We start from the raw sequence: 10,168 nt of genomic DNA on the forward strand, positions 1-10,168 counted from the left end.
ATTGAGCAGATCGCAAGCGATGCTTCGACAGGAACAACGGCCTATTATTCTACAGCCGGAGCATATTCCACTGGTCTGGTTAAAACGATATCGCCACGAGAATTAACAATGTCTTTGGGAAACAAACTGTTCTTCAAATGCCCTATCTTTATGCTCGCCGCCTTGTCGGCCACCCTTATCAATTCTCGCGAATGGCGTATGTTTGGCGGCGTTATCACTTTTATTCTCGCCAGCGTATTGACCTGTTTAATCATTTTCAAAGCCGGGGCTATATCGCTATCTTGCGTCACCACAAACGCTTCATCATATTCCTTATAAAATGCCATTTTAAGAATATGCAGGGCCATATTTACATCTGTTTCTTTTTCTTCGTGACCTTTCCACTTTGTGTGGCAACGCAGGCACTCCCTGTCTTTTGTTTTAAATCTGCCCATTATTGGAATTACGCCGCGTTCCACAAGCGCCCGCACATATAGTTTGTGCCGCTCACAGGAAATTTTCCAATCAGCATACGCAGAAAAATAATAAACAGCGTTTATTTTCTGCTCTTGACTATCAGTAAAAAAGCTCATTAGACGGGGAATATCCAGCCATTTTAGATAATTGAAATTTTTTCCTAGATTGTTAATTGCGTGATATAAATTATAACCGTCTATGAAACAAACTACGGATTTCAAAAAGCACCTCAACAAAGTGACCCCCTAGCATATAACTAGGGGGCAGAGATAGGTATTGCCTATCAAGATTACAAGTACATTAAACCATAAAAAATCTATATTTCAAGAGGTAAATCACCGCCGCACAACAATGTTAATATTCTTTTCCCTTTTTTTATGCTAAACTGGTGGCTTGTGGGGGATAAAAAGTCTATGCTGACCAGTGAAACCATTGAAAAATTCACCAGCCAAATGATCCATGATGTGCGCACGCCGCTGACCGTGCTGGGGCTGCTGTACGCCACGATGCAAAATCATCTGGCGCGCGCGCCAGAGCTGGGCGAAGAGCTGTCCATATTCAAAACAGAGCTGGACAAGATCGACCGGATCATCGCCCAATATCGCACCGACCTGCGCGGCCAGACGGAGACCCTATGACCAAGATCCTGCTCGTGGACGACGACAAAAATATGCTGCGGCAGCTGGAACGCCTGCTCAAAAACAGCATCGCGGATCTGGAAACCCTAAAAGCTGGCGACGGCAAAGAAGCGCTGAAACTGATCAAAAAAGAAAATCCGCAGCTCGTGCTGATGGATATGCAAATGCCGGGCCTGAACGGTCTGGAGACTTTTGCCGAGATCAAAAAAACCGCGCCCAAGCAGCTGGTCATCCTGATCACCGGCCACGGCACGACGGACACCGCCATCGAAGCAATGAAGCTGGGCGCGTATGATTACATCACCAAATCTCCAGCCCTGCCGGAGATCCTGCCGCCTATGGTCGAGGCCGCGCTGCGCGCCAGCGAGATCATGAACGAAGTCGTGGTGCTGGAAAACGCCACCGACACGCAGCAGGTCAATCTCAATGTGCGCTCAATCATCGGCCTCTCGCACAAAATGCAGGAAGTTTACAAAAAGGTCGGCAAGATCGCCGGCACGAGTATTCCCGTCCTGCTGATCGGCGAGTCCGGCACCGGCAAAGAATTAGTCGCCCGCGCGGTTTACCACAATTCCAACCGTCAGGATAAAACTTTTCTGGCGATCAACTGCGCGGCCATACCGGAAACCCTGCTCGAAGCGGAATTATTCGGCTACGAAAAAGGGGCGTTTACCGGCGCCAGTGAACGCAAAATCGGCAAATTTGAATTATGCAGCGGCGGCACGATTTTCCTTGACGAGATCGGTGACATGCCGATGTCCATACAGGCCAAGATCCTGCGCGTGCTACAGGAGCATGAATTAGAAAGAGTCGGCGGCACGGAAACCATCAAGGTCGATGTGCGCGTTATCTCCGCCACCAATAAAAATCTGCAGGAGCTGATCGCCGGGAATAAATTTCGTGAAGACCTGTATTACCGGCTCAACGGCATTCAGATCAATCTGCCGGCTTTGCGTGAGCGCCGCGAGGATATTCCGGATATTGTTTCATATTTCTTGAAAAGATTTAATTATGAATTTGGCAAAAATATTTCCGAGATCCCGACGCGCGCGCTCGAGCAGCTCCAAAAATACGAGTGGCCCGGCAATGTGCGCGAACTGGAAAATACTATCAAGCGCGCGGTTGTCACGACCACCGGGCCGATCCTGCAGCTCGACCTGCGGGCCAGCGGCGCGGCCGCCGTGGAAACCAAACCGGAAAATACGCTTTTAAATCAGGCTTTTGACCCGACGGTTCCGCTCGGCGCGCTGATCGACGCGGCGGCTGACTCGCTGCTGGAGCACATGCTCATCATGCCGGAGGACGATCCGGAGCGGCAAGACCTGATGGGTAAGCTGGAAAAAACTTTGATCGTCAAAGCCTTGCACAAGCTGGCTGAAAATCAGGTGCGTACCGCCAAACTGCTCGGCATCACCCGTAACACTCTGCGCAGCCGCATCGAAAAGTACGGTGTACAGTAGATCCGCCGCCCGAAAATTGATCGCGGGACTGGGCAATCCCGGGCCGCAGTACGCGTTGACACGGCATAATATCGGTTTTCTGCTGCTGGATAAACTGGCCGCCGGACAAAAATTTACGCGAAAGAAATTCTCCGCGCTGACTGCGGGGATCACCCACGGCGGCCTAAAGATCATTTTGTTAAAACCGCAGACTTTTATGAACAATTCCGGCGAGGCAGTGCGCGCCGCCTTGGATTTTTACAAAATTTCCGCGCCGGATCTATTGGTCTTGTCCGATGATCTGGATCAGGATTTCGGCGCGGCGCGCTTCCGCGCCAAAGGTTCTTCCGGCGGGCATAACGGCCTCAAGTCCATTATCGCGCAGCTCGGCCACGAAAATTTTGCGCGGATCAAACTGGGTATCGGCAAACCAGCCAGCAAAGAACAGACCCTGAATTACGTGCTCAGCCAATTCACGGCGGCGGAACAGGAGCAGCTGCCGGAAATTTTGGCTAAAGGGCTGGAGTTGCTCAATACGTGGCTGTCTGCCTCCGCCGCAAACGACAGAGGGGTGGCAGCGTAACCATGTTTAAACCGATACCAGCTATAGACTTGCTCGGCGGGCAAGTCGTGCGCCTGACCACGGGTGATTATGCCCGTAGCAAAGTGTACGCCGTGGACCCGGCCGCCGTCGCGCGGCAGTGGCAGGAGGCTGGCGCGCGGCTGATCCATTTGGTGGATCTGGACGGGGCCAGGGCCGGACGGCCAGTTAATTTAGCAAGTCTGGCCAGAATTCGCGCGGCCGTTTCCTGCGAGCTGGAGCTGGGCGGAGGTTTACGCACGGAAGCCGCTGTGCAAAAAATTCTAGAGCTGGGCATCGACTACGCAATACTCGGCTCGCTTGCTCTGAAAGACAAGCCCTTGACCCAAAAATTAGTCGAAAAATACGCGGACAAAATTATTGTCGGCATCGATGCGCGCCGCGGCAAGGCCGCCGCTGAAGGCTGGCTGGAAAATTCTGACACCGATGCTCTAGCGCTCATCAAAGAAATGGAAAAGATCGGCGTGCGCAAAATTATTTACACGGAAATATCCCGCGACGGTACTTTGAGCGGCGTAGACCTGGCGCTCTATAAAAAACTTTGCGCTTATACTAAAATTGAAATTATCGCTTCCGGCGGCGCGGCTTCGTTGCGGGACGCACGGGCTTTGGCAACCATTCCAGGTTTGGGCGGCGTAATCATCGGCAAAGCTTTATACGAAAACAAAATTGACTTAAAGGAATTATTTAAATGAACATACTCGTTACCGGCGGCGCAGGCTATATCGGTTCGCACATGCTGCGTTATCTTCTGCGTCATGATTTGCGTCCGGTGGTTTTGGACAATCTGGTTTATGGCCACCGGGCAAGCCTGCCGGAAAAAACCAGGTTTTACCGCGGCGACATCGCCGACCAAAAGCTGACCGCCAGAATAATCCAAAAAGAAAAAATCACTGCCGTCATGCATTTTTCCGCTTACGCCTACGTCGGAGAATCGGTGGAAAACCCGCGCAAATATTACGAAAACAATTTCAGCAAAACACAAAAACTGCTGGACACGCTGCTGGACAACAATGTTTCCTATTTTATTTTTTCCTCTACCTGCGCGACCTATGGCGCGTCTTATAACGCGTCGGCTGGCGCGTCTTATAACACGTCGGCTGGCGCGTCTTATAACGCGCCGGACGCTGAAAAACTGCACGAAAATCTACCGCAAAACCCTATCAATCCTTACGGTTTCACCAAGCTGGCCGTGGAAAAAATGCTGGCGGATTACAGCAGGGCTTACGGCCTGCGTTACGCGGCTCTGCGTTATTTCAACGCGGCCGGCGCGGACGACGCTGGCGCGGTCGGCGAAGCCCACACTCCCGAAACACACCTGATACCGCTGGCCCTGCAGTCTATCCTGCGGCCCGCCAGACAATTAAAAATTTTTGGCACGGATTACCCCACCCCTGACGGAACCTGTGTGCGGGATTACGTGCATGTTTACGATCTGGCCGCCGCGCATTTGCAGGCGCTGGATTATATTCTGAAAAACAAGACTTCCGACTGCTTCAATCTCGGTTCCGAAAACGGCTATTCGGTGCGGGAAATAATCCGCGCCTGCGAAAAAGTCAGCGGCCGCCGGGTGAATTTTCAGGAGGCTGGCCGCCGCGCCGGTGATCCGGCCTATCTGGTCGCGGATTCCGGCAAAGCGAAAAAAATCCTCAACTGGCAGGCGCGGTATGATCTGGAAAAAATCATCGCCACAGCCTGGCAGTGGGAACAAAATCGTCGTTATTAATCTTTCCTTTTTATTGTTCTAAAAAAACTTTTAACTTTTTCAGAGCGCTGATGTCAATCTGCCTGACCCACTCTTTAGTAACCCGATAAATAACGTTGAGTTCTTTTAGTTTAAATTTCTCAATATTCCGCTTGTAAACAATATCGGCTTCTCGTGCGGACAAAACTCCTTGTTTTACCGCGTGCCGCAAAAGCGATTTTACATTCAGCTCGTCCCAATCTGAAGCAGAGGGGTCTCTTATAAAATCATTCAGAGAATCACCGTTGCGATCCACAGACAGACTCCAGGGCATAGACTGTTGATCGATTTTCCTCAGTTCGGCTATTTCCAGCAGGGACAGTCCCGTATACTCAGCTAACTCCTGCGCGGTCGGCTCGCGTCCGTACTCCTGCTGCAAAAATTCCAGATCTTTACCCAGCCTCTTTATGGCGCCAATTTTTCGATTGGGCAGATAGATCATACTGCTGTTTTTTAGAGCCCGCATAATTTTACTCCGGATCCAGTGCGCGGCATAAGTTGAAAATTTGCTTTTAGCGTAGTCATATTTTTTCACCGCGTAGATCAACCCGATATTGCCCTCCTGGATCAGATCCCAAAACCGCGCGCTACGGGAAACGTCGTATTCTCTAACAATTTTGATCACCAGACGCAGATTAGAATTGATCAGCTTTTGCTGCGCGGCGCGGCTTTCTTGTTGGGTTTTTTCATCGGCGCCGGGGTCGCGGCCTTTGCTTATTTGTTCGCCTAAAAATTGCTCCTCAGCAAGAGTTAGCAGCGGATATTTCCTTATCTCTTGAAGATAAACCCGCAGAGGCTCAGCCTCCAGGTTGAAAATTGCTCTTTTGCTCTGTTTGCGGGAGGCCGCTTCTTTAACGGCAATTTTTTTAGTCTGACAGACAAACATCTACATAACCCCTCTGGGCTTCCGATTTTTAACTTTTCGGCGCAGACCTAATTCAGGTATTCCAGCAAACGCTGATTGCGCGAAGGATGCCGCAGTTTTTTGAGCGCCTTGGCCTCGATCTGCCGGATACGCTCGCGCGTGACATTGTAAACCTTTCCGACTTCTTCCAGTGTGCGCGGCCGCTCATCGTCCATGCCAAAACGCAGGCGCAGCACCATGCTTTCCCGCTCGGTCAGCGTCTTCAGCGCGGCGTTCATTTCCTCACGCAGCATCCGGCTGCCGACATGCTCATCCATGTCGAGATTGGAACCCTCTTCGACAAAATCACCCAAACGCGAACTGTCCTCATCGCCGACCGGCATTTCCAGCGAAAGCGGCACCTGCGCGACCTTGACGATCTCGCGCACCTTGTCGATCGGTATGCCGGAATGTTTGGCCAGCTCTTCATCGGTCGGTTTGCGCGAAAGTTTTTGTAGCAGCGCGCGGGAAACCTTGCGGATCTTATTGATCGTTTCGACCATATGCACCGGAATGCGGATCGTGCGCGCCTGGTCAGCTATCGCGCGGGTGATCGCCTGGCGGATCCACCATGTCGCGTAAGTCGAAAACTTAAAACCCTTGCGGTGGTCAAATTTTTCCACCGCGCGGATCAAGCCCAGATTGCCCTCCTGGATCAGATCCAAAAACTGCATGCCGCGGCCGGTGTATTTTTTGGCAATGCTCACGACCAGCCGTAGATTGGAAGTCGCCAGCGCGCGTTTAGCTTCTTCACTACCCTGCCGGATTTTTTTGGCCAGCTCCTGCTCTTCAGCAAAAGTCAGCAGATTGATCATGCCGATCTCGCGCAGATACATGCGCACCGCGTCATCCACGCCGGCGGATTCGCTTTTCTTGAGCAGGGAAGAAATTGGTTTTTTCAGCTCGATCTTGCCGGCCGCCGTTTCGATATTGGGTGATTGATCGACGATCAGATCGTCATCATGCGCCGGCGGCAGCGCTTCGTCGGCTTCTTCCAGAGCGCCAATATCGTCGTTGAGGATTTCCACGCCCTGGCTGACGAAATCCTCGGTGATCATCATCGCCTCTTCGGGATCGTCAAAAACATTTAAAATATCGTCCGGCGTCAAGCCGTTTTTAGATTTGGCTTTCTGCTCCAGCAGTTTGCGCTTAGATTCGTAATCGTCTTTTTTCTTGGCGCTTTCCGGCGCCGCGGTCAGGACAATACTTTCCGCCAGATCCCGCAAAGTTTTCTTGCTGACAGAAACAGTCTGGCTTTTTTCCGGTTTGACCGGTTTGACCGCCTTAACTTTTTTTAGCGGTTTTTTCGCCGCTGGTTTTTTTATTAGTTTTTTCTTTTGTGCTTTAACCATTATTCATTAACACTTCCTATCTGTATTTGCTGCAATTGCCGCAGGATTTCCGCCGCTTTAAGCTCGTCGCCGGCCGTTTCCGCCACCGCCAGTTCACCGCGCAATTTTTGTTTTATCTCGTTTGTTTTTTTTTGCTCCAGTATATTGAAGCACTCCACCCCGCTCAGCCTCTCTTGTTCAACCAAAACGCGGCTGATCAATTCTTTGATCTCCCCGGCTTCCGGCTTCGCTTCCAGATCCTCTAACAATTTATCGTCAACAAAGCTGTTTTGTTGCAAATATTTTAACGCCGGCCGCCAGTTTTCCGCTAAATCCTCCGGCTGAAACCGCGCAAAAAAACGGCCGCGCAATTCCAGGTCACTGAGCATTACGGCAAATAAACCCTCTTCCGCCCTGGCATATTTATCTTTCGGCGCCGGCGGCACATATTTTTTAGGAACATACCCGAAGGCTGGCATTTTACGCTCATTCTGATTTTCACGCAATATCTCGGCGCCAATACCTGTCTGCTGCCCCAGCCATTTGAGATATTCACTGGCCAGCACGCGGTCCGGCAGCGCGTCAAGAATTTGCAGTCCCTCGCGCGCCGCTTGAGATTTTTGCAGGCGGTCCCGCAGATTGTATTTACGCAAAACGCGCGTCAATTTATACTGGACAAAATCGCCGGCATTGTCAATTGCCTGTTTCAAGGCTTCCGCGCCGTATTTCTGGATCATTTCGTCGGGGTCTTTGGCCGGTATGTCCAAAATCCGGGTCTGAAAATTCAAGGCCGCCAGCGCTTCGATAGTTTTGTCCGTGGCGTTCAGTCCGGCCTCGTCTTTGTCGTAAGCGATCACCACATTTTTGCTGTATTTGCCAAGCAGCCTGGCCTGATCCGCGGTAAAAGCCGTGCCCAAACTGGCCACCGCGTTGCTGAAACCCGCGGCATGACAGGCCACCACATCCATCTGTCCCTCGACCAGCGCCGCTTTATTTTGCTCCGTTATGGCTTTTTTGGCCAAATGCAGGCCGTAGAGATTGTGGCCTTTGAAAAATATCGGCGTCTCCGGTGAATTGACGTACTTCGCGGCATCTTCCGGCCCGATGATCCGTCCGCTGAAAGCCAGCGTTTTGCCCTGCGCGTTTTTGATCGGGAACATCAGGCGTTTGTGAAAACGGTCCAGATATTCGCCGTTGTCCCGCCGCAGGGCCAGCCCTGCCGCCGCGATCTTTTCCGGCGCAAATTGATTTTGCAAATGCGCCAGCAGACTGGTCCAGCTTTCCGGCGCATAACCCAGGCCAAAGAGCAGCGCTGTCTCCCGCGTCAAACGGCGCTCCTGCAGATAATTTTGGGCGCGGTCGCTGCGCCAGAGCTGTTCCTGAAAAAATTTTTCAGCCGCCTCGTTGATCTGGTACAAAACTTTGTTCTGTTCGTAATGCTCGCCCTGCACTTCAGCGATAGTCACGCCGCACTGTTCGCCGAGCAGACGCACCGCCTGCACAAAATCGACATGCTCAACCTCGCGGATAAAAGAAAAAACATTACCGCTCTTACCGCAGCCAAAACAGCGGAAAATACCTTTGTCTTTGGACACGGCAAAAGACGGCGTTTTTTCCTTGTGAAACGGGCACAAGCCCCAAAAATTATTGCCTTTTTGTTTCAGCGGCACATAGCGGCCGATCACCGTCACAATATCGCTTTTCAGCTTTATCTCTTCGATAGTTTTTGGATCGATCATGGGGGCATGTATTATAACACGCTTTTTTGGTTATAATTGTCCATGCTTTTGCGCCAGAATTTTTTTGAGCGGCCGACTGTGGAGCTGGCCAGAGCCTTGCTCGGCAAAGATCTGGTCTGCGGCCGGCTCCGGGGCAAAATTGTCGAAACCGAGGCCTATCTTTACCGCGGCGACCCGGGCTGCCACGCGCACAAAGGCCGGACGCCGCGCAACGCGCCGATGTTCGGGCCGGCCGGACGCACCTACGTTTATTTCATTTATGGCATGTATCACTGTCTGAATATTGTCAGCGGCCAGACCGGTGAGGGCGAGGCTGTGCTGATCCGCGCGCTGGAGCCGGTCAAGGGTCTGGAGATCATGCAAAAAAACCGCGGCACGAAAAAGATCGAAAATCTTTGCAGCGGCCCGGGCAAACTCACGCAGGCTTTCGGCCTCACCAAAAAACACAATGATCTGAGCCTGCAAACAGGGCCGCTGCGCATTTACGACAATAAAGAAAAACCCGTCATTCTAACTTCCACGCGCATCGGCTTGAACGCGGGAAAAGAACTGCCTTTGCGGTTTTTTATTAAAGGGAATAAGTTTGTGTCAAGATAATTCTGGCGTCTGTTTGACTGTCAGCAAGTTTTGTCTTGCTAATATCCTTGCCCTCTGGAAAAAACATCAATAATAATAATCTCTTCTTCTTTAACAGCAAAAAGCACTCGATAATCACCGCTGCGCAAACGGTACAATCCTTTATACTCCCCTTGTAAAGCTTTAATATTCGGCAGATCATTACTAAAGTTTTTTAACAGTTCTATTTTCCGTTTAATTAAAGTTTTGTACGGTTCGGAAACTTTTTTGAAAGACTTAACTGCTTTGTCTTGAATGCGCAGCCGGTACATTAGAGCCTGGCTTTAACTGTATCCCAATCCAATACTTTATTTGTTTTTTCACTACGGTACTGTTCGATCGCTGCCCGCTCATCTGGATAGGGATATTCGCTCTCCACATTTTTCATAAAATTAAGATAACTAACGAATGCTATCACCTGTTCAACCGCCGAGTCAGGCAGCCGGGTCAAGTATTTTTCGATAGTTTTTATTTTAGTTCTTTGCATAATTATTCCTCTAAAAAATCAAGTACTTATTATACCACAACGACTGTCCGGCAAAGGAGTTATTTGTCTTTCGCTGCCGCAGCCTATTTTAAGCCATTTTCTTAATATAAATCACGGCATAATAAACCGGAACAGTGCTCAGATTGAGCGCCAGGGGGAGGCCAGCGCCTGTATTACCGGTGTTGCCGCTAAGCGTAACACTATGCGAATGCCC

General features: G+C 50.8%; 12 protein-coding genes. 6 read left to right on the forward strand and 6 right to left on the reverse strand.

Going from position 1 to position 10,168, the window contains the following annotated elements; genetic code table 11:
• Positions 1-44 precede the first annotated feature (44 nt).
• Complete coding sequence (locus LBJ25_00415) at positions 45-677, reverse strand: NYN domain-containing protein (protein ID MDR1452426.1); 633 nt, start codon at positions 675-677, stop codon at positions 45-47.
• Between the two features lie 192 nt (positions 678-869).
• Between LBJ25_00415 and LBJ25_00420 the strand changes: the two genes are divergently transcribed.
• The 5 genes from LBJ25_00420 to galE are packed head-to-tail and all read left to right on the forward strand — an operon-like array spanning position 870 to position 4,860.
• On the forward strand, positions 870-1,094 hold the full coding sequence (locus tag LBJ25_00420; protein MDR1452427.1) for a hypothetical protein: 225 nt from the start codon (positions 870-872) through the stop codon (positions 1,092-1,094).
• On the forward strand, positions 1,091-2,554 hold the full coding sequence (locus tag LBJ25_00425) for a sigma-54 dependent transcriptional regulator (protein MDR1452428.1): 1,464 nt from the start codon (positions 1,091-1,093) through the stop codon (positions 2,552-2,554). Before LBJ25_00420 ends, LBJ25_00425 begins: the two co-directional genes overlap by 4 nt.
• A complete protein-coding gene (gene pth, locus LBJ25_00430; GenBank protein ID MDR1452429.1) occupies positions 2,544-3,116 on the forward strand; it encodes an aminoacyl-tRNA hydrolase in 573 nt (190 codons plus the stop codon). Before LBJ25_00425 ends, pth begins: the two co-directional genes overlap by 11 nt.
• 2 nt (positions 3,117-3,118) lie before the next feature.
• On the forward strand, positions 3,119-3,829 hold the full coding sequence (gene hisA, locus LBJ25_00435) for a 1-(5-phosphoribosyl)-5-[(5-phosphoribosylamino)methylideneamino]imidazole-4-carboxamide isomerase (GenBank protein ID MDR1452430.1): 711 nt from the start codon (positions 3,119-3,121) through the stop codon (positions 3,827-3,829).
• Positions 3,826-4,860, forward strand: coding sequence for a UDP-glucose 4-epimerase GalE (gene galE / locus LBJ25_00440; GenBank protein ID MDR1452431.1), 1,035 nt, complete (start codon positions 3,826-3,828; stop codon positions 4,858-4,860). The genes hisA and galE overlap by 4 nt, the downstream gene beginning before the upstream one ends.
• 10 nt (positions 4,861-4,870) lie before the next feature.
• Here galE and LBJ25_00445 read toward each other — a convergent pair whose 3' ends face one another.
• Genes LBJ25_00445 through dnaG form a run of 3 tightly spaced genes read right to left on the reverse strand, consistent with a single transcriptional unit; the run spans position 4,871 to position 8,852 of the window.
• Positions 4,871-5,764, reverse strand: coding sequence for a sigma-70 family RNA polymerase sigma factor (locus LBJ25_00445; protein ID MDR1452432.1), 894 nt, complete (start codon positions 5,762-5,764; stop codon positions 4,871-4,873).
• A 47-nt stretch (positions 5,765-5,811) separates the two neighbouring features.
• Positions 5,812-7,134, reverse strand: a complete 1,323-nt coding sequence (rpoD, locus tag LBJ25_00450) for an RNA polymerase sigma factor RpoD (protein ID MDR1452433.1) — start codon at positions 7,132-7,134, stop codon at positions 5,812-5,814.
• A complete protein-coding gene (dnaG, locus tag LBJ25_00455; GenBank protein MDR1452434.1) occupies positions 7,134-8,852 on the reverse strand; it encodes a DNA primase in 1,719 nt (572 codons plus the stop codon). The genes rpoD and dnaG overlap by 1 nt, the downstream gene beginning before the upstream one ends.
• Positions 8,853-8,894: 42 nt before the next feature.
• Between dnaG and LBJ25_00460 the strand changes: the two genes are divergently transcribed.
• Entirely contained in the window at positions 8,895-9,449 is a 555-nt protein-coding gene (locus LBJ25_00460; protein MDR1452435.1) for a DNA-3-methyladenine glycosylase, read from the forward strand.
• Between the two features lie 38 nt (positions 9,450-9,487).
• Here the strand turns inward: LBJ25_00460 and LBJ25_00465 are convergent, their stop codons facing one another.
• Both LBJ25_00465 and LBJ25_00470 read right to left on the reverse strand, forming a co-directional pair.
• Positions 9,488-9,739 (reverse strand): type II toxin-antitoxin system RelE/ParE family toxin, encoded by a 252-nt coding sequence (locus LBJ25_00465; GenBank protein MDR1452436.1) that lies wholly within the window; start codon positions 9,737-9,739, stop codon positions 9,488-9,490.
• Complete coding sequence (locus LBJ25_00470; GenBank protein MDR1452437.1) at positions 9,739-9,954, reverse strand: hypothetical protein; 216 nt, start codon at positions 9,952-9,954, stop codon at positions 9,739-9,741. Before LBJ25_00470 ends, LBJ25_00465 begins: the two co-directional genes overlap by 1 nt.
• Positions 9,955-10,168: the final 214 nt, after the last annotated feature.

The organism is Candidatus Margulisiibacteriota bacterium (assembly GCA_031268855.1).
GTDB lineage: Bacteria > Margulisbacteria > Termititenacia > Termititenacales > Termititenacaceae > Termititenax.

Bases quoted from the DNA above. Each gene is read 5' to 3' on its own strand.
- LBJ25_00420 (MDR1452427.1), top strand. From the start codon at position 870: ATGCTGACCAGTGAAACCATTGAAAAATTCACCAGCCAAATGATCCAT.
- LBJ25_00425 (MDR1452428.1), top strand. From the start codon at position 1,091: ATGACCAAGATCCTGCTCGTGGACGACGACAAAAATATGCTGCGGCAG.
- hisA (MDR1452430.1), top strand. From the start codon at position 3,119: ATGTTTAAACCGATACCAGCTATAGACTTGCTCGGCGGGCAAGTCGTG.
- galE (MDR1452431.1), top strand. From the start codon at position 3,826: ATGAACATACTCGTTACCGGCGGCGCAGGCTATATCGGTTCGCACATG.
- LBJ25_00445 (MDR1452432.1), bottom strand. From the start codon at position 5,764: ATGTTTGTCTGTCAGACTAAAAAAATTGCCGTTAAAGAAGCGGCCTCC.
- rpoD (MDR1452433.1), bottom strand. From the start codon at position 7,134: ATGGTTAAAGCACAAAAGAAAAAACTAATAAAAAAACCAGCGGCGAAA.
- dnaG (MDR1452434.1), bottom strand. From the start codon at position 8,852: ATGATCGATCCAAAAACTATCGAAGAGATAAAGCTGAAAAGCGATATT.
- LBJ25_00460 (MDR1452435.1), top strand. From the start codon at position 8,895: ATGCTTTTGCGCCAGAATTTTTTTGAGCGGCCGACTGTGGAGCTGGCC.
- LBJ25_00465 (MDR1452436.1), bottom strand. From the start codon at position 9,739: ATGTACCGGCTGCGCATTCAAGACAAAGCAGTTAAGTCTTTCAAAAAA.
- LBJ25_00470 (MDR1452437.1), bottom strand. From the start codon at position 9,954: ATGCAAAGAACTAAAATAAAAACTATCGAAAAATACTTGACCCGGCTG.